The sequence below is a fragment of the Pseudomonas sp. JBR1 genome (genome assembly GCF_028198185.1).
In the GTDB taxonomy this organism is placed as follows: Bacteria; Pseudomonadota; Gammaproteobacteria; order Pseudomonadales; family Pseudomonadaceae; genus Chryseomonas; species Chryseomonas oryzihabitans_E.
The window spans coordinates 3,426,589-3,447,200 of record NZ_CP116340.1 but is presented as its reverse complement, the minus strand read 5'-3'; the positions used below and the strand labels follow the sequence as shown (position 1 = coordinate 3,447,200).

Here is a 20,612-nt window from a genome sequence, read left to right as displayed (position 1 = left end):
GTAATCAGCTGACCGGCCCTGCCAGGCGTTTCCGGTCACGCTCGCCTTCCATCAGGAGAACTACAATGAAAACCGTCGCCCAGTTGCTTGCCCTCAAGACCCAGCAGGACGTCTACACCATCGCCCCGGACGCCTGGGTACTCGACGCCCTGCGGCTGATGGCGGAAAAGAACGTGGGGGCGCTGCCGGTGATGCGCGACGGCGAACTGGTGGGCATCGTCAGCGAGCGCGACTATGCACGCAAGGTGGCACTAGAGGGGCGCTCCTCCTATGCGACGCCGGTCAGCGAGATCATGACCGAGGCGGTCATCATCGTGCTGCCGCAGCAGACCGTAGGTGACTGCATGCAGATGATGACCGACCACCACCTGCGCCACCTGCCGGTCATGGGTAACGGCAAGCTGATCGGTCTGCTGTCCATCGGTGACCTGGTCAAGGCGACCACCGTGCAGCAGGCGGAGCTGATCCGCCATCTGGAGGGCTACATCCGCGGTGAGTAATGCCTCAGCTGGTATGTCCGGCGGTCACGGCCAGGGCGCTCCGCTGGCGCCCTGCGGCATCGAAGTTCTCTGCCGCCAGCCAGCGCCTGAAGCCGGCATCCACACCTGGCCACTCGTGATCCAGCAGGCTGAACCAGGCGGTGTCGCGGTTGCGGCCCTTGACCACCCGGTGCTGGCGAAACAGGCCTTCATGGCTGAAGCCCAGGCGCTCGGCGGCTCGCTTCGAGCGCGCATTGGCGTCATCGCACTTCCATTCCAGGCGGCGATAGCCCAGGGCGAAGGCCTCCTGCATCAGGAGGTAAAAGGCCTCGGTGGCCAGGGGTGTGCGCTGCAGACGTCCGCCAAAGGCGACATGGCCAATCTCGATGCTGCCATGTTCGGGGACGATACTCATCAGGCTGAGCTGACCCAGGGCACGTCCGTCCTGGGGATCCACCACGGCATAGAACAGCGGATCGCGACCCTCGGCGAGACCCGTCAGCCAGGTGGCGAAGGCGGCCTGCTCGGTGAAGGGCCCATAGGGTAGATAGTCCCACAGGGCCGGATCCTGGTCGTGCAGGGCCTGCCAGAGATCGGCACCGTGGCGCTTTGGATCCAGGGGTTCCAGGCGCACATGGTGGCCTTGCAGCAGGCGCGGCTGGGGCAGGCGGGCCGGGGTCCAGTCGAGGGTGGTCATGGCCTGTCTCCCAGCAGGTGGCGGTACTGGATGAAACCCGAGCGAGTGGCGATGCGATCATAGAGCTGGCGTCCCGCCTGGTTGGTTTCCTGGGTCAGCCAGTGCACCCGGTCGCAGCCATCCGCTTCGGCACGGGCATAGACATGCTCGATCAGGGCGCGGCCCAGGCCGCCGCCGCGATGGCCTTCGGCGACATAGAGATCCTGCAGGTAGCAGTAGTCGGTCTCGGTCCAGCAGGACGGGTGATAGATGAAATGCACCAGGCCCAGGGGCCGCTCGCCGTCCCAGGCCAGGGCGCCATGGACGGGTTCGCTCGGATCGAGCAGGCGCTGCCAGGTACGGGCGTAGGTGGTTTCCGGCAGCGTGGTCTCGTAGAAGGCTAGATAGGCCTGCCACATCTCATGCCAGGCGGCGTGATCGGCTTCGGTCAATGGGCGAATGGTCATGGGTGGCTCCGGGGGGCAAGAGGGGAGGTCATCAGGGCGGCCAAGGCTTGCGCGTCGTGATCGTTGCTGGCGGCCAGACCCTGGCGGACGCCTTCGCGATCGGTGCCGTTGCGATTCTGGCTAAGCTTGGCGATGCCCTGGAGGCTGTCGAGGGGCAGGCGCAGGCCGCGGATGGCGCGCAACATGCCCTGTATGAAGTCCGCTGGCGCATCCGCGACCTGCCAGGGTTGTGCTCGCCCGGCCTCATGGCGGTCGGTCAAGCGCTCCAGCAGGGTCAGCAGGCGCTCAGGGTCGTCGAATACCTCGACGCTGCCACGGGCGTGCACCGCCTGGTAGTTCCAGGTCGGCACTACTCGGCCATGCTCGGCCTTGCCGGGATAGAAGGCCGGGCTGACATAGGCCTGGGGACCCTGGAACACCGCCAGTACCTGCCCCGCCGCGACGAGTGCCTGGGCCTGGGGATTGCTGCGCACCAGATGGCCGTAGAGGGTGCCATGGGGGCCCTCGTCGGGGTCCAGCCAGAGCGGCAGATGGCTTATCAGGGGACCGGATGAGGTCTGACTGATCAGCAGCGCCAGGGCGTGATCCCGCAGGTGCTGGTGCAGCCTGGGCAGGTCATCGAAACAGAAGGCGGGGTTGGGGTACATGGCAAGGCTCCAGCAACGTCTCGCCATGCTAAGGTCGACTTTGGCTCCCTGTAAGAGCCAATTCCTGCAACTTTCAGGGTGCCAATCCATGCTGGGATTCGATCCGTCGGGGCTGTTGCTGGAGCCCGGACAGGGCTTGGCGCGCCAGCTTTACCAGGGCCTGCGGGGGCGGATCCTGACTGGTGAGCTGGCCGCCGGGGTGCGCCTGCCGGCCAGTCGCGAACTGGCGCGGCTGCTGGGCGTGTCGCGCAATACCGTAACCGCGGCCTACGAGCAGCTGCTGGCCGAGGGCTTTCTCGACAGCCGCCCGGGCGACGGTACCTATGTCGTGCCCGTGACCCAGGCCCTGACCGCTCCCGATGCCACGGTCAGGGCCACGCCTGCGCCTCCAGCCAGCGTGCCACCCGGCGCGCCGTGCGCCTTTCGCGTCGGTCTGCCTGCGGTGGATCTGTTTCCCTTCGCCACCTGGGCGCGGCTGCAGCAGCGTTTCTGGCGCCAGCCCGAGCCGGCCCTGCTCGGCTATCGCGAACCCGGCGGCGAACTACGCCTGCGGCGCTTGCTGAGCGCCTACCTGCGCCAGGCGCGGGGCCTGGTCTGCGCACCCGAGCAGATCCTCATCACCAGCGGCGCCCAGCAGGCCATCGAACTCTGCGCCCGGTTGCTGCTGGCGCCCGGAGCCCGGGCGGCCATGGAGGATCCCGGCTATCGCGCCGCGGGCCTGGCCTTGCAGAGTGGCGGGGCGCGATTGCAGGGAGTCGCGGTGGATGGGGCCGGGCTGGTGGTGGAGCAGTTGGCAGGGCTGCCGGACTGCCGGCTGGTCTATGTCACCCCGTCGCACCAGTATCCCACCGGCGCGGTACTGTCCCTGCCGCGCCGCCTGGCGCTGCTGGACTGGGCGCAGCAGGCCGACGGCTGGATCGTCGAGGACGACTACGACGGCGAATACCGCTACCAGGGCGCGCCCCTGGCACCCCTGGCCGCGCTGGATCGTCACGGCCGGGTGCTCTATGTCGGCACCTTTTCCAAGATCGCCTTTCCCGGCCTGCGCCTGGGCTATCTGGTGGCCCCGCCCGCGCTGGTGCCGGCGCTGCTGGAGCTGCAACGGGCCGGCATCCGCCATCTCGACAGCGCCACCCAGACGGTCATGGCCGACTTCATCGAACAGGGCCATTTCCAGCGCCACATCCGGCGCATGAGACGAGCCGCGCGTAGCCGCCGCGATGCCCTGCTGGCCGGCTGGCCCGAAGTCGCCGGCTGCGCCACGCCGGGCGTGCCGGTGGCTGGCCTGCACCTGTGCCTGCCGGTCGCCAGCCTCACCCGCGAAGCCGAGCTGGTGGCCCGGGCCGCCGCGGTCGGGGTAGAGCTCAATGCCCTGTCGCGTTACTGGCTGCCCGAAGGCTCGACCCCGCCCGACGCCCGCGCCGGACTGGTGCTGGGCTTCGCGGCGGTGCCGGAGGCGCAGATAGAGCAGGCGCTGGACAGGCTGCGGGGGGCCTGGACCTGAGCGCTGCCGTCAGAGGCTTTTCGACTCCAGGTTGAGGCGGTCCAGCAGACCGGCGGCGCCAGCGGGATCCAGGGCCGCGGTCAGCGCGACTTCCAGGGTGTCGCTCAGACGCACGCGTTCCTTGGGCGCAAGGCTTACCCGCAGACCGTCTTCTTCGCCAGAGGCCAGATCGACCAGACCCTTGCAGAAATCCTTGCCGCGCGTGCCCAGGTTCTGGAAGTCCTGCAGGCAGTCATCGCGCTGCTGCTGGTGCGCGGCGGCCAGGGCCCGGTCACGCTGCTTGTCGAAGTCGCCCGCGGTAGGGTCGAGCGGCAGATAGCGACGGGTCAGGGCCAGGCTGCGCTTGAAGTAGCCCTGATCCGTGACATCCACCCGCAAGCCCTTGAGCTCGGCGCGTTGCGCGCTCTGCTGCAGCTTGCCCAGTATGCCGAAGGATGACAGCAGACCGCGCTGGCCAACCTGCTGGCCATTGTCGGCCATATCACTCAGGTCTTCGGCCAGGCGGCGGACCTGAGCCAGTGACAGGCTCGCATCCACGTCCAGCAGCTCCGGCAGGTCCAGGGTCAGGCCGATGTCCGCCAGCTCATCCTCGACGTTCCATTTCAACCGGCCGGAAAAGGGCGCCAGTTCTGCACGTCCGCTGGCGAGCAGCAGACCGCCAACCAGGGGCAGGTGCAGCGCCGTCGAGCGCCCCTTGGCGTCGGGCGGAAAAGCCACACCTTCGAACTGGACATCGGCCCGGCGGTGGGCGGGTTCGTCCTTGAGGTCGGAGAGGGTCAGCTGGGCGATGCTCGGACCATCGCTGATGCGCACCTCGTGCAGCTTGATCGTGCCGCCCAGCGGTGAGGAGGACAGCGACTGCCAGCTGATCTTGTCCTGCAGACGGTGTTCGAACAGCCAGTCGCGCAGACGTCCATCAGCGACATGAGCGGCGTAGGCCTTGAGACCGAAATAGCCCCCGACCACCACGACCAGTGCCGCACCGGCCAAGAGTTTGACGTTGAGAGTCCGTTTCATCAGAAGCGCTCCTCGCCGAGACCGGCATCCTTGAGCTGTTGGCGGGCCGCCTCGGGGGTCCAGGCGGGGTCCTCGAATTGCACCCGTGCCAGCGCCAAGGGATCGCGCAGGTCGCTGCAGCCTTCGCTGGTACAGGGCTGCACGACCTTGGCCGTCAGGTGCGTCAGGGGCAGGTCGTCGGCGTCACGCGCCTTCGGATCGAGCTGCAGGGTGCCGCTCAGGACATACCAGCCGGTCTTGGCCGGGATGCCGGCCGGTACCTGCGCCTGGATCGGATAGGGATAGTCGAGGGTCCAGCCGTCGCTATTCGTCCTGGTGACCCTGGCGATCAGGCGTACCGGTCGGGTCTCGCCGCCGACCAGGGCGGCATAGCCACCACCGCCGCCTGAGGTATAGCGCACGTCGTTGACCTGGCGAGCCAGCAGCGCCTGTGGATTGCTGCGCGCTTCCTGGGTCAGGCGCTCGTAGGTGGCGAGTTGATCACGGGCACGGAACGCCTGTTGCATCCGTGCCTGCAGGGCTTCGCGCTCACGCTCGCGTGCGGCCTGCTCGCGTTGGCGTGCCTGCTTCTCATCCCACATGAACAGGTAGTTGGTGGCCTGCTCGGGACTGAACTGCCAGGCCTTGCTGCGCCAGTTGCGGTCGACATTGACGCGATACAGCCAGAAGTCCTGGCTGGATTCGTCGCTGTTCCAGGGGCGGGGAAAGATACCCTTGGTGAAGTCGCGCACGGCCAGGAAGGTGAAGTGCGGGACCATCGTACCCAGCGCGTCGAGCTGTTGCTGTGTCTTGGCGATGATGGGGCGGATCTGGTCGAGCTGACGGAATTGTTCGCTGTTGCCGGTCACGAACAGTACATCCGGACTGCTGATCGACCACTGGCCGCGATAGCTGTAGCCGAGACGCAGCAGGCTGTAGCTGGCAGTCACCGGATCGCTGGCCAGCAGGAATAGAGCTTGCTTCTGGCTATCGAAGCCGACAAAGCGCAGCGGCGGCAAGGGCTTGTCCAGCGGCAGACCATTGAGGAAGAAACCCTTCCAGCGCTGCAATTGCTTGCCATCGCTCCGCTCCAAGGCGAGTTCACCCTCGCCCTGGGCCAGGCCGTTCTCGCAACGGATACCGCTGGAGCGAACCTGCAGGTAGCGGCTGTCTTCCTCGGCCTTGAAGGGGACGCGGAAGGCACAGCCCTGGCTGTCCTTGAGGGTGGTGATGAAGTCGCTCTTGGCCAGTTCGGCTTCGCCATCGCCCGGGCGCCAGCCGGCGACATCGAAATCGGTGGCGATCTGACCGGCAGGCTCCTTGGCTGCCACAGGTGCAGGTGCAGGTGCAGGTGCAGGTGCAGGCTCGACCTTGGCCGGCGCGGCCGGTGCCGATTCGGCGACCGGGGCCGGCGGAGCTGCGGGTGCCGGTGCCTCTGGGACTACCGGGGGAGTGGCGGGCCTGGCAGTCTCAGGCGCCGCAGCAGCGGGCGCCTTGGGCGGTTCGACAGGGGCAGGGGCAGGAGCTGCGACGACGGCAGCCGAATTCTGTACCTGCGCCGCCCAGGCCGTGGCCTTGGTAGCCGTTCCGTTCAGCCGGGCGTCAGTGTTACCGGTCGCCGTCCAGGTCAGGCGCTCGGCCTGGTCGCACTGTTTGCCGAGCAAAGCGCCAATCTTGGGCATCAAGCGTTCGACAGCCGCAGCCTCGGCAGCCTTGCCATAGACGAAGCGCAGCGCCAAGTCGGGCGCGCACCAGGCCGCCGCCGCGTGATCGACGAAGACCTCGACCTCTTCGGCCTTGGAGTAGGCGAGGCGGGTGCTTTCAGCCTGGGCAGCCGTGGCCGTGGCCAGCAGCGTCAGGGCCAGCAGGGTGGGTTTCATGGTCATCCTTCCTTAGATCAGTTCCCAGGCACCGTCAGCGGCCTGGCAGGCCTTGGTGGTCTGCTGATCCTGCTGGCCGCCCTGGCTGAGGCTGTAGTTCAGGGTACGGCAGGTGGTCTTGGCGGCGACCTTGTCCTGCACCGGCGCGGCATCGAGATCGGCCGCATCGAGGTCCACGCCCTGCTGCTTGGCGCTGGCCACGTCCAGGGTGTCCAGATCCACCGCAGGCGCTGGTTGGGCCTTGGTCTTGCCTGCCGTCGCCACGGAGGTAGTGGTCGCCGGAGCTACCAATGGCGCATAGACGTAGCCGATGGTCACGCCCTTGCGGCCCACCGCGATCCAGTCGTTGCCGGTACGGCCCAAGGCGGTGAAGCGCGTACCCGTAGGCAGCCCGCCGACCTTGTCGGCACTGTCATTGGGTGCCGCGCGCAGGTTGGCCGACTTGATCGACTGATAGGGCTTGTTGAGCAGGGTCAGCTGCTCGACCTTCTGCACCTTGGGCGTGCGCTTGACCGCTACCTGGCGGGCTTCGGTCTCGGTTGCCACCGGCACGATGCGGGCCGTAGCGCCGCTGTGGTCGGAGGTCCATGTCGTCACCTGACCATCCTGGGCGTGCTCCAGTGCCTTTTGTGTCTGCACGGCCAGGGCCTCGCGATCACGCTGGTCGAGTTTGGCGCCCAGGGTCTTGCCCAGGGCGCCACCGGCGAGGGCGCCGGCCAGCATGGCGGCGGTACGGCCACTGCCACCACCGATCTGGCTGCCGATGAGGATGCCGGCCGCGGCACCAACGACGGTGCCGACGTTTTCCTGGTTGAGCCATTCGTTCTGCGACATGTTGGAGCAGCCGGTGACGGCGAGGCTGCCACCGAGGCAGAGAACGGCAAGGCGATGACGAGGCTTCATAACGAGTCCTTTCCGAAGCGAAAATTTAGGAGGAGGGAATGGTAGAGGCTTGCTCCAGAGATGTTGTGACCTGATTCACTGAAAGCGGGTTTGGTATCAAAGGGCTAGCATGGCCTAGAAGGCGCAGCGAAAGGCTCTAACGCCCCCGATACGCCTTCCCGTAATGCCGCTCCAGGCGCGACTGCATGAACTCCATGGCCAGGGACATCAGCCAGTAGAGCACTGCGGCGGTGGTGAGCATTTCCAGATAGCGATAGCTGGAGCGGCCATAGGACTGGGCGAGGAACATCACCTCCCAGACACCCATCACCGAGACCAGGGAGGAGTCCTTGAGCATGGAGATGAACTGGCTGGTGGTCGGCGGGATGATGCTGCGCATGGCCTGGGGCAGGGTGACGCGCCAGAAGATCACCCGGGGCGACAGACCCAGGGCCAGGGCCGCCTCGCGCTGACCGGCGGGAACGCCAAGCAGACCGGCGCGAAAGATCTCGCTCAGGTAGGCGCCATAGTTCAGTGACAGGGCGAGGATGCCGGCGCTGATGGCGCCGGGCACCACGCCGATCTGCGGCAGGCCCAGGTAGATCAGCAGGATCTGGATCAGCAGCGGGGTGCCGCGAAAGAAGGAGGCGTAGAAGGTCGCCACGCCATAGGCCAGGGCGCTGGACGACAGCCGCGCCAGGGCCGCGGCGAAGCCTAGCAGCACCGACACCAGGATGGAGCTGAGGCTGAGGAACAGCGTCAGGGCCGCACCTTGCAGGAAGCCGTTGGGGCCCAGGCGCCAGCCCACCAGATTGGGCAGGCGCGGCCAGACGGTGGCGAATTTCAGGTCGAAACCGAGCACGAAGAACACGCCCCCGGCCAGCAGCGCCAGCCAGGTCAGCCAGACACGGGTACGAAAGCTCAGCAGCGGACGCGATTCGACCGGGGGCGGTAACTGGCTCATTGGCTGATGTCGGCACCGATCCACTTGTCGGAGATCCGCTTCAGGGTGCCATCCTGGCGCAGTCCCTCGATGATCTCGTGCAGCTTGGCGGCGAATTCCGGGTCACCCTTCTCGATGGCCACGGCATTGGGCTCGGCATAGAGGGGCGCGCCGGCCAGCTTGAACTTGCTGTCCTGGGCCAGGCGCGGCTGGGCGGTCACCAGGTTGGTCAGCACCGCGTCCAGGCGTTTGCCGGCGCCCAGGCCCAGGTCCTGGAAGGCGACGTTGTCGTCGGGGAAGGGCACCACCTGCACCTGGTCGAAGGGGTAGCTCAGCGGCTGGTCTTCCTGGCCTTCGATCGTCAGGTCCTTGTTCAGATAGCTCTCGTAGGAAGAGGCGCTGGTGACGCCGACCTTTTTGCCGGAGAGGTCCTTGGCGCCGTGGATGCGGTCGTCACCGGCGTTGACCACGATCACTGCCGGCGAGGCGTAGTAGTCGACCGGGAAGTCGAACACCTTGGCGCGCGCCTGGCTGGGTGTCATGGAGCAGATGCAGACGTCGTAGCGACCGCTCCAGCGGCCGGCGGCGATCACGTCCCACGAGGGGGTTTCCAGGCGCAGCTTGACGCCCAGCTTGTCGGCCACCGCCTTGGCCACGTCGACGTCGAAGCCTTCCAGTTGGTTCTGGGCATTGAGTTGGGAGAACGGCGGATAGCTCTCCATGAGCACATTGACCAGCTCGCCCTTGGCCTTGATACGGTCCAGGGTAGCGCCGGCCGAGGCCGAGGTGGCGACCAGCGCCAGGGTCAGGCCGAGGGCCGATAGCAGAGCGGTTCTCATGGGGGCGTCCTTTGCAAAGGGAAAGAGGGCCTGGTATTAGAGAGATATGAGAACCGATATTGAACTCTGTTTTGGTTATAAGGAAAAGTGAAATAGCTATATGGCCAACATGAATCTTGTTCTTCTCGATGGTGGCATGGGGCGCGAACTGCAGCGACGCGGTGCGCCTTTTCGCCAGCCGGAATGGTCGGCCCTGGCGCTGAGCGAGGCGCCGGAGCAGGTGGAAGCGGTACACCGCGCCTATATCGAGGCGGGCGCCCAGGTGATCACCAGCAACAGCTATGCGGTGGTGCCCTTCCATATCGGTGAGGCGCGCTTCGCCGCCGAAGGCGAGGCCCTGGCGGCACGAGCCGGCCAGCTGGCGCGGCAGGCGGTGGTGGCCAGTGGTCAGCCGGTGCGGGTGGCGGGTTCGCTGCCGCCGCTGTTCGGCTCCTATCGCCCCGATCTGTTCGAGCCGGCGCGGGTGGACGAGGTGCTGCAGCCGCTGATTCGCGGACTGGCGCCCCATGTCGATCTCTGGCTGGCGGAGACCCAGAGCTCCCTGGCCGAGGTGCGCGCCATCGCCGCCGGGCTGCCGGATGACGGCAAGCCGCTGTGGCTGTCCTTTACCCTGAAGGACGAAGACGTCGACGAGGTACCGCGCCTGAGATCCGGCGAGCCGGTGGCCGAGGCGGCGCAATTGGCCGTGGAGCTGGGCGCCGGAGCGCTGCTGTTCAATTGCAGCCAGCCCGAGGTGATGGCCGCGGCGCTGGATACCGCGCGGGCGACGTTCGCCACGGCGGGTGTCGAGATTCCCTTCGGCGCCTATGCCAATGCCTTTCCACCCCAGCCGGAAGAGGCTACCGCCAATGACGGCCTCGACCCCCTGCGCCCGGACCTGGACCCGCCCGGCTACCTGAGCTTCGCCCAGGACTGGCAGGCACGCGGGGCGAGCCTGATCGGCGGCTGCTGCGGCATCGGCCCGGAACACATCGCCGTGCTCGACCAGCGACTGCGCGGCTGACGCCCGCGTTCAGTCAGTAAAAAAGCGGACCGCGCCCCGAGCGCTGTCCGCTTTTTTCTTGCTGCAAGGTGCCATTCAAATCTGCGCCTGGCCGCCGTCGGCGAACAGCTCGGCGCCGTTGACGAAGCTGGAGTCGCTGGAAGCCAGGAACAGGGCGACCTTGGCGATCTCTTCCGGCTCGCCGACGCGGCCTAGGGGGATCTGGGTGGCCAGGTGGTCCAGCAGGCCCTGCTGCTGGGCGGCATCTGGCCCGGCCAGTTCCACCAGGCCCGGGGTGCGAGTCGCGCCCGGACTCAGGGTATTGATACGAATGCCGCGCCCCTGCAGCTCCAGGATCCAGTTGCGGGCGAAGGCGCGCACGGCAGCCTTGGAGGCGCCATAGACGCTGAAGGCCGGGGTGCCGGTAGTGGCGGCGGTGGAGCCGGCCAGGATCACCGAGGCATGGTCCGCCAGCAGCGGCAGGGCCTTCTGCACGGTAAACAGTACTCCCTTCACGTTGCGATCGAAGGTGTCGTCGTAGTGGGCTTCGGTCACCTCGGCGAGCGGCAGCATGCTGCCACCCCCGGCGTTGACGTAGAGCACATCGAGGCGTCCGTGCTCACGGCGGATGCGCTCATAGAGGGCATCGAGCTGGTCCAGACGCGAGGAGTCCACGGCGATGCCGGTGGCGTTGCCGACCTCGGCGACCGCGGCATCCAGTTCCGCCTGCCGCCGGCCGGTGAGAATGACGTGGGCGCCCTGCTGGGCGAAGAGTTTGGCGGCGGCCAGGCCAATGCCGCTGGTGGCACCGGTGACGAGGGCGATCTTGTCTGCGAGCTTGAGAGTCATGCTGAATCTCCAAAAGGTTGTGATCAGGTGGAGTCAGCCTATCGACCAGGTCTGCTTTGCAAAATAGAATGATTGGAAAGTCATCGTTGCAGGAATGAAATGAAAAGATTGCCGGATTTCGAAGGCCTGGCGATGTTCGCCAAGGTCGCCGAGGAGGGCTCCTTCGCCGCCGCGGCGCGGGTATTGGGGGTGTCGGTGGCCACGGTGTCGCGAGCGGTGACGCGCCTGGAAGAGCGCCTGGGCGGACGGCTGTTCAATCGCACCTCGCGGCAGCTGGCGCTGACCGAATTCGGCCACGAGCTGGCCGCCCAGGCCGGCGATCTCTACCGGCAGGCGGAGGCGACCGAAAGCGCCGCCCAGGCACGCGCCGTGCAGCCGCGCGGCCAGGTGCGGCTGGCGGTGCCCATGGCCTTCGGCCTGCGCTGGGTCGCGCCGCTGCTGCCTGAGCTGCTGCGTCGCTATCCCCAGCTCACGGTGGATCTGCACCTGTCCGATGCCACCGTGGATCTGGTGGCGGAGGGCTTCGATGCCGCCCTGCGCATCGCCGCCTTGCCCGACTCCTCGCTGGTCGCCCGGCGTCTCTGCGCGGTCAGTCAGCGGCTGGTGGCGGCGCCAGCCTATGTCGAGCGCCACGGTCGCCCAAGACATCCGCAGGAGCTGACCGAACATGCCTGCCTGAGCTACGCCTACCGGGCGCGCAGCCAGGTGTGGCGCTTCACCCAGGACGATGGCCGCGAGGAAAGCGTGCTGCCCCGCGGCCCCCTGCGCGTCACCAATTCCGAGGCCCTGCTGCCGGTCCTGCTGGAAGGCATGGCCATCGCCGAGTTGCCGGAATTCATCGCCAACGACTACCTGGCCGATGGCCGGCTGGTGCATTTGCTACCGGACTGGCACCTGACCCGTGGCGGCCTCTATTTCGTGACGCCCTCGGCGCGCAGCCGGCCCACCAAGATTCAGGTCCTGCTCGACTTCTTCGTCGAGCACCTGAGCGCTCCGGAATGGCAGCGGGGCAGTTAGCACCCCTCCGTGTCGGCTTCGTGACATCCCGCAACATCCGCCTTTCGCCACGCAAGGCTGGCGAAAGGTTGAACTCATAGGATCCGTTCAAGACCCGCCTCCGTGAGCGGGTGCCGTCCTACAAAAATAACCAGGATCCTTGCCATGCCGTACCTGTCCCTCCAGGCGTCCCCGCACGCCCGTCTCCCCTGGATTTTCGCCCTTACCGCGCCGCTGCGCCGCGGCTGAACCTTCCTTTTCTTCGCGAAAATTCAGAGGTATTCCCATGCTGACTTTCCTCGGCTTCGCCATGGTCATGACCTTCATGTACCTGATCATGACCAAGCGCCTGTCTCCGCTGATCGCCCTGACCATGGTGCCGATCGCCTTCGCCGTGCTGGCCTGGGCGCTGTCCAGCGAATTCGCCAGCCTCGGCAGCGTCAAGCTCGACGCCCTCGGCCCGATGATGCTCGACGGCATCCGCAAGCTGGCGCCCACCGGCGTGATGCTGCTGTTCGCGATCCTCTACTTCGCCGTGATGATCGACACCGGTCTGTTCGACCCGGCGGTGCGCTGGATCCTCAAGCTGGTCAAGGGCGATCCGCTCAAGGTGGCCATGGGCACCGTCTTCCTGACCCTGGTGGTCTCCCTGGACGGTGACGGCTCGACCACCTACATGATCTGCGTGGCGGCCATGTTCCCGCTGTACAAGCGCCTGGGCATGAATCCGCTGATCATGACCTGCCTGATGCTGCTCTCCAGTGGCGTGATGAACCTGACCCCCTGGGGCGGTCCGACCGCCCGCGCCGCCAGTGCCCTGCACGTGGATCCGGCCGACGTCTTCGTGCCCATGATCGCGCCCATGCTGCTGGCGATCGCCTGGCTGTTCTTCCTCGCCTACCTCTATGGCCGCAGCGAGCGCGCGCGCCTGGGCATCCTGCAGATCGGCGAGACCGAAGGCGCCGACGTCACCGTCTCCCAGTGCGCCGAGGCCCGCCGCCCGCACCTGCGCTGGTTCAACGGCCTGCTTACCCTGGCGCTGATGGCCGCGCTGATCGTTGGCGTGCTGCCGATGCCGGTGCTGTTCATGATCGCCTTCGGCATCGCCATGACCGTCAACTACCGTTGCCTGAACATGCAGAAGCAGCGTATCGCCGCCCATGCCGAAAACGTCCTGGCGGTGGTCTCGCTGATCTTCGCCGCGGGCATCTTCACCGGCATCCTCTCGGGTACCGGTATGGTCGACGCCATGTCCAAGGGCCTGCTGGCGATAATCCCGGACGCCCTGGGTCCGTACATGGCGGTGATCACCGCCCTGGTCAGCCTGCCGTTCACCTTCTTCATCTCCAACGACGCCTTCTACTTCGGCGTGCTGCCGGTGCTGGCCGAGGCCGCCGCGGCCTATGGCATCAGTCCGGTGGAGATCGCTCGGGCCTCCATCGTCGGTCAGCCCGTGCACCTGCTCAGCCCCCTGGTGCCCTCGACCTACCTGCTGGTGGGCCTGGCCAAGGTGGAGTTCGGCGACCACCAGCGCTTCACCCTGAAATGGGCCACCGTGACCTGCATGTTCCTGCTGGGCGGTGCTTTGTTACTGGGTGTGTTTCCGCTGTACAGCCGCTAGAGTTTTACCAAATGTACGACTAGCCTTGCCGGCTGTTCGAAAATGGCGCGTCGCCTGACGCGCCTTTTCCATTGGAGCGCGCGCCCGAGCGCGTCTCAGCTAAAAGAGGATTTGCAATGGACTGGCTGACCAACCCGGAAATCTGGGTCGCCTTCTTTACCCTGACGGCCCTGGAGATCGTCCTCGGCATCGACAACATCATCATGATCTCCATCCTGGTCAGCCGCATGCCCAAGCACATGCAGGCACGGACCCGCTTCTTCGGCCTGGCCCTGGCCATGGTCACCCGCATCCTGCTGCTCTTGTCCATCACCTGGGTAATGCGCCTCACCGCCGACCTGTTCTTCGTCTTCGGCCAGGGCATCTCCGGGCGTGACCTCATCCTCTTCTTCGGCGGCCTGTTCCTGCTGTGGAAGAGTAGTGCCGAGATCTACCACGGCCTGGAAGGCGAGGAAGAGCAGGACGAGGACGCGCCCCAGAAGAAGGGCAGCGGCTTCATCGGTACCATCATCCAGATCGCCATCATCGACATCGTCTTCTCGCTGGATTCGGTGATCACCGCGGTCGGCATGGTCAGCCACGTACCGGTCATGGTCGCGGCGATCATCGTCGCGGTGCTGGTGATGATGCTGGCGGCCGGCGCCATCAGCAATTTCATCGACAAGCACCCGAGCCTGAAGATGCTGGCGCTGTCCTTCCTGATCGTGGTCGGGACCGTGCTCATCGCCGAGGCCTTCGAAGTCCACGTGCCCAAGGGCTACGTCTACTTCGCCATGGCCTTCTCGCTGGCGGTGGAAGCCATCAATATCCGCCTGCGCGGCAAGGCCAAGGCCCGCGAGGCGGTCAAGCTGCGCAAAGAGCAGATCTGAGCCCAGCGGCGGAACCCGACCGGGTCTCCGCCGCCTAATCCAGCAAGTCCCCACGAGCCCGAAGGTGCCCTGCCTTCGGGCTCGTGCGTCTGTGCAGAACGGTCATTACGATTTTGTGACAAGCTCGTCAGGAGCTCTTGGACACGCGCCGGGAGGGCGCCACGATGCTGACACTGCTCAATCTGCTATCCGCCGTGTCCCTGCTGGTCTGGGGCACCCATATCGTCCGTACCGGCATCCTGCGGGTATACGGCGCCAGCCTGCGCCGGGTGCTCAGTCGCAGCATGCAGCGCACGCCGCTGGCCTTTCTTTCCGGTATCGCCGTCACCGCCCTGGTACAGAGCAGCAACGCCACCGCGCTGCTGGTGACTTCCTTCGTCGCCCAGGGCCTGGTGCCGCTCACGCCGGCGCTGGCCATCATGCTGGGCGCCGACGTGGGCACCGCGCTGATGGCGCGGGTGCTGACCTTCGACCTGTCCTGGCTGTCGCCGCTGCTGATCTTTCTTGGCGTGGTGTTCTTTCTCGGCCGCAAGCAGACCCGCGCCGGCCAGCTCGGTCGGGTCGCCATCGGCCTGGGCCTGATCATCCTGGCGCTGCAGCTGATCGTCGAGGCGGCGTCGCCCATGACCCATGCGGCCGGGGTCAAGGTGCTGTTCTCTTCGCTGACCGGCGACCAGTTGCTCGACGCCCTGACTGGTGCCGTCTTCGCCATGGTTTCCTATTCCAGCCTGGCGGCGGTGCTGCTGACCGCCACTCTGGCCGGCTCGGGAGTCATCTCGCTCAAGGTAGCGCTGTGCCTGGTGGTAGGCGCCAACCTGGGCAGCGGTGTGCTGGCGCTGATGGGCGCCGCCAAGCAGGGCGTCGAGGCGCGGCGGGTGGCGGTGGGCAGCCTGTTGTTCAAGCTGGCCGGCTGCATCCTGGTGCTGCCCTGGATCGGTCTGCTGGCCGACTGGCTGCAGGGCTATGACTTCAACGACGCCGAGGTGGTGATCGGCTTCCACGTCGCCTACAACCTGGTGCGCTGCCTGCTGTTCCTACCGCTGGCCGGCCCCCTGGCGCGTTTCTGCACCGCCATGCTGCCGGCCAAGGACAGCGCCGAGACCATTTTGCGGCCACGTCACTTGGACACCGCCGCCCTGGATACCCCGGCCCTGGCGCTGACCAATGCCTCACGCGAGCTGTTGCGCATGGGCGACGTCATCGAGCAGATGCTGCAGCACCTGCTGGTGCTGATCAACGCGGGCGACAAGCAGCTGGCCCGCGAGGTGCGCCGCCTCGATGACGATGTCGACGCCCTCTACACGGCGATCAAGCTGTACCTGGCGCGGATGCCGCGCGACGACCTCGACGAGCGCGACAGCCGGCGCTGGGCCGAGACCATCGAACTGGCGATCAACCTGGAGCAGGCCGCCGACCTGATCGAGCGCATGGCCAGTGACGTGGAGAGCAAGAAGATCGCCGCGCGGCGGTCCTTCTCGGCCTCCGGCGTGGACGAACTCACCGCCCTGCACCGGTTGCTGGTCGACAGCCTCAAGCTGTGCCTGTCGGTCTATCTCTCCGGCGACCTGGATGCGGCGCGGCGCCTGCGTCGGCTCAAGCAGCGCTTCCGCCTGCTGGAACGGCGCTATGCCCATGCCCACGTCGAGCGGCTGCACCAGCAGGTGGTGGAGAGCTTCGAGACCAGCTCCCTGCACCTGGGCCTGCTCAGCGACATGCGTCGGGTCAATTCGCTGTTCTGCAGCATCGCCCACGGTGTGCTGGAAGCGGCCGACGCCGGCTACGCCACCGAGCACGAGCTGCCGGTGGAGGGACGCGAGGAGTCGGGCGGGGTTTGAGGCTGCGGTCTGACGCGGGGATTCGTGGATGAGGCTGTTTCGGTTATCGCGGTCATAGACCGTAGGTTGGGCTGAGACAGCGACATCGTCGAAGCCCAACATCGCCTGGGTCCCGCGACGATGTTGGGCTTCGCTGCGCTCAGCCCAACCTACGACGGCCTCGGCGGAGCGCCATGGCCGCGACAACACGTTCGCTTACGGCACTCCGCCATCGAGCTTCTGCAAGATCCGCCAGGCCGCCTCGATCCGGGCGGAAATCGGATAATTGCGGTTGGCCAGGATCACCAGGCCGAGCTGGCGCTCCGGGATGAACAGCGCATAGGCGCCGAAGCCGTTGGTGGAGCCGGTCTTGTTCAGCAACCGGGCGCCGCTCGCTGGCAGCGGTGGCCGTTGCCAATCCACCGGCTGTGGCTCCAGCGCCATCGCCGGGGTATTGCCAGCCAGCAGCTGGGTCTTGAGTAGCGGATAGGGGTAGGCCTCCCACGCCAGGCCCTGGGTCATGGGGCCGCTGCGGTAGTAGCCCTGCTGGGTGGTGGTGATCGCCTTGGCCAGAGGTGCCGGCAGCCGGCCAGGATTCAGGTTGGCCTCGATGAAACCCAGCAGATCCCCGGCGGTGGTCTTGATGCCATAGGCCTCTTCGGCATAGACGCCGGGATTGACCCGCAGCGGCTCGCCTTTCTTGCCGTGGCCCCAGGCGTAATGGTCCTGCGCCGCCGCCGGTACCTGCAGATAGGTGTGACCGAGCCCCAGGGGCGTCAGTACGTGGCGCTGCAGGGCGGTGGCGAAGGGTTCATCGAGGCGCTGGGCGGCCAGGGCGCCGAACAGGCCGATACTGGGATTGGAATAGAGACGGCGGCTGCCAGCGGGGAAGGGCGGCTGGAAGTCGCGATAGAAGCCTGTCGCCTGGGCTTCGGTGGCGATGGCGTCGGGAAATTGCAGGGGCAGTCCGCCGGCGCTGTAGGTGGCCAGTTGCAGCAGGCTGGCCTGGCCAATGGCGCTGCCGGCCAGGGCCGGACGGACCTGAGCGGCGGACTCGTCCAGCCGCAGGCGACCGGTCGCCGACGCGTAGGCGCCGAGGGTGGCGGTGTAGGTCTTGCTCAGGGAGCCAATCTCGAACAGGGTGGCGGCGTCCACCGGCTGGCTACTGCGGCGGTCGGCCACGCCGAAGTAGTAGAGCCGGCGCAGCCCTGGCGCGCTGACACCTATCGCCAGGCCGGGGACGTCCTGCTCGGCCATTACCGCGCGGGCGGCGGTGCGTACCTCGTCGTCGAGGCTGGGCGCGGCCTGGGCGAGGATCGGCAATGCCAGCCCCAGGAGGAGGCCGCAAGAGCGGTGAGCGCGAGGGATACCCGACATGGCCAGACATTTCCTGAGGTAAGGGGCCTGGAGTCTAGCCGAGCCTGGCCCGCGGACATGAGAACCGGGCAGCGCCGCGAGATTTTGCCGCCGACGCTGTCCATGGCTGGCTGGAGCCCGGTCCTCGACTGGACTACAGTCGCCTCTCACCTTTTCCAGGAGTCATCCCATGTCCGCTGCCCCCCTCGTCGAACAGATCCAACTGGGCCAATTGCCCGTCTGGCGTATCCGCGTCGGTCAGGCCGAAGCCCTGGTGGCCTGCCAGGGCGCCCATGTGCTGCGCTACGGTTTCGACGGCGAACCGGACATCGTCTGGGGCAACCCGGAAGCCGTGTTCGAGCCCGGTACGCCGATCCGTGGCGGCATCCCGGTCTGCTGGCCCTGGTTCGGCGACCTGCTGAAGAATCCGGCCGAGGTCCAGGCCATGTGCACCACCACCGAGGACGCCCCGGCCCACGGCCTGGCCCGTCAGGTAGCCTGGCAGGCCGGTGGCGTTGAAGTGGACACCGATCGGGTGCGCCTGGACTTCCACCACCGCACCTCCGCCGAGACCACGCCCGGCTGGCCCCATGCCACCGAGCTGACCCTGAGCCTGAGCGTGGGCGAACGCCTGGAGCTGACCCTGAGCGTGCGCAACCTCGAGGATCACCCGCTGGTGCTGAGCCAGGCGCTGCACACCTATTTCGCCGTGAGCGACGTACGCGAGGTGGGTATCGAAGGCCTGGCCAATGCCGATTACTACGACTGCCTGGACGGCTGGACCCGCAAGCGGCAGAACGGCGAGCCGACCATCACCGCCGAGACCGATCGGGTCTATGTCGGCCTGCCGGCGCGCCTGGCGATCCGTGATCAGCAGTGGCAGCGCCGACTGTTCGTCGAGACGCGCAACAGCCATTCGGCCGTGCTGTGGAATCCCTGGATCGACAAGGCCGCGCGCCTGAGCCAGTTCGCCGACGACGCCTGGCCCGGCATGCTGTGCATCGAGACCGCCCGGGTGATGGACGATGTCCTGACCGTAGCGCCGGGTGCCTCGGCCGAGATGGCGGTTAGCCTATGGCGCGAGGCGCTGTAGGGGTTGTTCAGACGTCCGGGGTAGCCCTCACCCCGACCCTCTCCCGGAGGGAGAGGGGGCGCTCAGGGGGAGTTTGGTGCGGGGTGCCTGAGGTTGTCAGGCGTAGGTTGGGCTGAGCGTGAGCGGAGCCCAACGCGGCCCAGGTCGAGCGCGCGCTGTCGGGCTTCGGCGAAAGAGTCGCCTCAGCCCAACCTACGTCTTCAAGCCCCCGAGGTGTCGGATCGACAGCCGCAGGGCCAGCACGCAGCCTACTCAAACGCTCCCTCTCCTGAGAGAGGGCCGGGGTGAGGGAGCCGCCGGCACCTGGCCGACGCTTACAGCTCCTCGCACAGATTACGCCCGATCCACTCGGCCACCCCCCGCGCGCTCCAGGCCGCGGTGGCGTAGGTTGGGCTGAGCGTGAGCGGAGCCCAACGCGGCCCAGGTCGAGCGCGCGCTGTCGGGCTTCGGCGAAAGAGTCGCTACGTCTTCAAGCTCCCGAGGTGTCGGATCGACAGCCGCAGGGCCAGTACGCAGCCTACCCAAACGCCCCCTCTCCCCCTGGGAGAGGGCCGGGGTGAGGGAGCCGCCGGCACCTAGCCGACGCTTACAGCTCCTCGCACAGATTACGCCCGATCCACTCGGCCACCGCCGCGCGATCCAGGCCGCAGCCGAGCAGGCTGTGCAGCTTGCCCAGAGCGGCTTCGCGGGTCATGCCGCGGCCGGAGATCACCCCGGCGTCGGCCAGGCCGCTGCCGGCGGCGTAGGTGCCCAGTTCCACCGTGCCGCGGGCACCCTGGCTGAGGGCGACCACCGGTACCCCGGCATCGCGCAGTTCGGCCAGTGCGGCGAGGAAGTCGGCGTCGTCGGCCGGCCCCGTGCCGCTGCCGTAGCACTCCAGTACCAGCCCCTGCACACCGCTGCCCGCCAGACCGCGCAGGACCGCGCCGTCGACGCCCGGAAACAGCGGCAGCACCGCTACCCGTACCGCCTGGCGCGGCTGGTCGAAGCGCAGGGCTGCAGGCGCGGCCACCAGGGTGTCGCCACTGCGCGGCCGTGCGCTTTCCACGAAGGCCTTCCAGCCGCTGCTGGCCTGCTTGGTGCAGCGCGCGGCGGGTAGACGCTCTTCATGGAATTGCACCTGGACGCCCGGCGCCAGCCCGCCGGCGAAGGCGGCGAAGCTGTCGGCCAGGTTGCCATCGGCATCGCTGTCCGGCACGCCGGCCGGCAGCATGGAGCCGGTCAGCAGCACCGGGATGGCCAGGCCCAGCAGGCGGAAGGCCAGGGCGGCGGCACTGTAGGCCAGGGTATCGGTACCGTGCAGTACCAGCACGCCGCGACAGGCCGGGTCCGCGGCGGCGGTGGTGATGGCCTGGGCCATGCGCTCCCAGGCGGCGGGGGTCATGTTGGCGCTGTCGATCAGCGGCAACAGTTCCTCCAGGCGCCAGGCCGGATCGCCCAATTCCGGACGGCTGGCCAGCAGGGCTTCGATACGCGCCTCGAACCCGGCGGCCGGAGCCAGGCCGGCGGCGGTCGCCTGCATGCCGATGGTGCCGCCGGTGTAGAGGATGTGCAGGTAGGGTGAGGTCATGGGGGACTTCCTGATAAGACTGCCCCCACGCGAGGTGGGGGCAGACAAGCGAATCATGGTTCGGGGCCGTTGGGCTTCGGCGATGGAGCCGCCTCAACCCAACCTACGTCACCCGTAGGTTGGGTTGAGCGTAGCGAAGCCCAACGTGA

Annotated in this window: 19 protein-coding genes; 8 read left to right on the top strand and 11 right to left on the bottom strand. The window is 67.1% G+C overall.

Annotated features, from left to right (window positions below; genetic code table 11):
* Positions 1–65: 65 nt before the first annotated feature.
* Positions 66–500, top strand: coding sequence for a CBS domain-containing protein (locus tag PJ259_RS15925; protein WP_017639179.1), 435 nt, complete (start codon positions 66–68; stop codon positions 498–500).
* A gap of 4 nt (positions 501–504) precedes the next feature.
* Here the strand turns inward: PJ259_RS15925 and PJ259_RS15920 are convergent, their stop codons facing one another.
* The 3 genes from PJ259_RS15920 to PJ259_RS15910 are packed head-to-tail and all read right to left on the bottom strand — an operon-like array spanning position 505 to position 2,269.
* On the bottom strand, positions 505–1,176 hold the full coding sequence (locus tag PJ259_RS15920; protein ID WP_271653459.1) for a GNAT family N-acetyltransferase: 672 nt from the start codon (positions 1,174–1,176) through the stop codon (positions 505–507).
* On the bottom strand, positions 1,173–1,622 hold the full coding sequence (locus PJ259_RS15915; RefSeq protein ID WP_271653458.1) for a GNAT family N-acetyltransferase: 450 nt from the start codon (positions 1,620–1,622) through the stop codon (positions 1,173–1,175). Before PJ259_RS15915 ends, PJ259_RS15920 begins: the two co-directional genes overlap by 4 nt.
* The gene (locus PJ259_RS15910) at positions 1,619–2,269 is read right to left on the bottom strand and encodes an FMN-binding negative transcriptional regulator (protein WP_271653457.1); all 651 of its coding nucleotides are present in this window, start codon (positions 2,267–2,269) and stop codon (positions 1,619–1,621) included. The genes PJ259_RS15915 and PJ259_RS15910 overlap by 4 nt, the downstream gene beginning before the upstream one ends.
* 88 nt (positions 2,270–2,357) lie before the next feature.
* Between PJ259_RS15910 and pdxR the strand changes: the two genes are divergently transcribed.
* The gene (gene pdxR, locus PJ259_RS15905; RefSeq protein WP_271653456.1) at positions 2,358–3,773 is read left to right on the top strand and encodes a MocR-like pyridoxine biosynthesis transcription factor PdxR; all 1,416 of its coding nucleotides are present in this window, start codon (positions 2,358–2,360) and stop codon (positions 3,771–3,773) included.
* Positions 3,774–3,782: 9 nt separating this feature from the next.
* Here the strand turns inward: pdxR and PJ259_RS15900 are convergent, their stop codons facing one another.
* The 5 genes from PJ259_RS15900 to PJ259_RS15880 form a co-directional block, all read right to left on the bottom strand.
* The gene (locus PJ259_RS15900) at positions 3,783–4,790 is read right to left on the bottom strand and encodes a hypothetical protein (RefSeq protein ID WP_271653455.1); all 1,008 of its coding nucleotides are present in this window, start codon (positions 4,788–4,790) and stop codon (positions 3,783–3,785) included.
* Positions 4,790–6,649, bottom strand: coding sequence for a hypothetical protein (locus PJ259_RS15895; protein ID WP_271653454.1), 1,860 nt, complete (start codon positions 6,647–6,649; stop codon positions 4,790–4,792). The genes PJ259_RS15900 and PJ259_RS15895 overlap by 1 nt, the downstream gene beginning before the upstream one ends.
* Positions 6,650–6,661: 12 nt before the next feature.
* Positions 6,662–7,552: an SH3 domain-containing protein gene (locus PJ259_RS15890; protein WP_271653453.1), complete on the bottom strand. Its 891-nt coding sequence runs from the start codon at positions 7,550–7,552 to the stop codon at positions 6,662–6,664.
* Positions 7,553–7,688: 136 nt separating this feature from the next.
* Positions 7,689–8,495: an amino acid ABC transporter permease gene (locus PJ259_RS15885; RefSeq protein ID WP_184289370.1), complete on the bottom strand. Its 807-nt coding sequence runs from the start codon at positions 8,493–8,495 to the stop codon at positions 7,689–7,691.
* On the bottom strand, positions 8,492–9,313 hold the full coding sequence (locus PJ259_RS15880; RefSeq protein ID WP_271653452.1) for an ABC transporter substrate-binding protein: 822 nt from the start codon (positions 9,311–9,313) through the stop codon (positions 8,492–8,494). The genes PJ259_RS15885 and PJ259_RS15880 overlap by 4 nt, the downstream gene beginning before the upstream one ends.
* A 100-nt stretch (positions 9,314–9,413) precedes the next feature.
* Here PJ259_RS15880 and PJ259_RS15875 point away from each other — a divergent pair, with 100 nt between their 5' ends.
* Entirely contained in the window at positions 9,414–10,316 is a 903-nt protein-coding gene (locus PJ259_RS15875; protein ID WP_271653451.1) for a homocysteine S-methyltransferase family protein, read from the top strand.
* A gap of 75 nt (positions 10,317–10,391) precedes the next feature.
* On the opposite strand, the gene PJ259_RS15870 is transcribed toward PJ259_RS15875, so the two are convergent.
* Positions 10,392–11,144 carry an SDR family oxidoreductase gene (locus tag PJ259_RS15870; protein ID WP_271653450.1) on the bottom strand — a complete coding sequence of 251 codons (753 nt, stop codon included), beginning with the start codon at positions 11,142–11,144 and terminating at the stop codon, positions 10,392–10,394.
* 99 nt (positions 11,145–11,243) lie between these two features.
* Between PJ259_RS15870 and PJ259_RS15865 the strand changes: the two genes are divergently transcribed.
* From PJ259_RS15865 to PJ259_RS15850, 4 genes are all read left to right on the top strand, one after another.
* Positions 11,244–12,161 (top strand): LysR family transcriptional regulator, encoded by a 918-nt coding sequence (locus tag PJ259_RS15865; RefSeq protein ID WP_271653449.1) that lies wholly within the window; start codon positions 11,244–11,246, stop codon positions 12,159–12,161.
* 265 nt (positions 12,162–12,426) lie between these two features.
* A complete protein-coding gene (locus tag PJ259_RS15860) occupies positions 12,427–13,761 on the top strand; it encodes a CitMHS family transporter (protein ID WP_059316765.1) in 1,335 nt (444 codons plus the stop codon).
* A 116-nt stretch (positions 13,762–13,877) separates the two neighbouring features.
* Entirely contained in the window at positions 13,878–14,630 is a 753-nt protein-coding gene (locus tag PJ259_RS15855) for a TerC family protein (protein WP_059316764.1), read from the top strand.
* 164 nt (positions 14,631–14,794) lie between these two features.
* A complete protein-coding gene (locus tag PJ259_RS15850) occupies positions 14,795–16,465 on the top strand; it encodes a Na/Pi cotransporter family protein (protein WP_271653448.1) in 1,671 nt (556 codons plus the stop codon).
* Positions 16,466–16,660: 195 nt separating this feature from the next.
* Here the strand turns inward: PJ259_RS15850 and ampC are convergent, their stop codons facing one another.
* The gene (gene ampC / locus PJ259_RS15845; protein ID WP_271653447.1) at positions 16,661–17,821 is read right to left on the bottom strand and encodes a class C beta-lactamase; all 1,161 of its coding nucleotides are present in this window, start codon (positions 17,819–17,821) and stop codon (positions 16,661–16,663) included.
* A 169-nt stretch (positions 17,822–17,990) separates the two neighbouring features.
* Here ampC and PJ259_RS15840 point away from each other — a divergent pair, with 169 nt between their 5' ends.
* Positions 17,991–18,893 carry a D-hexose-6-phosphate mutarotase gene (locus PJ259_RS15840; RefSeq protein ID WP_059316761.1) on the top strand — a complete coding sequence of 301 codons (903 nt, stop codon included), beginning with the start codon at positions 17,991–17,993 and terminating at the stop codon, positions 18,891–18,893.
* 586 nt (positions 18,894–19,479) lie between these two features.
* Here the strand turns inward: PJ259_RS15840 and PJ259_RS15835 are convergent.
* Positions 19,480–20,463: an asparaginase gene (locus tag PJ259_RS15835; protein WP_271653446.1), complete on the bottom strand. Its 984-nt coding sequence runs from the start codon at positions 20,461–20,463 to the stop codon at positions 19,480–19,482.
* Positions 20,464–20,612 lie beyond the last annotated feature (149 nt).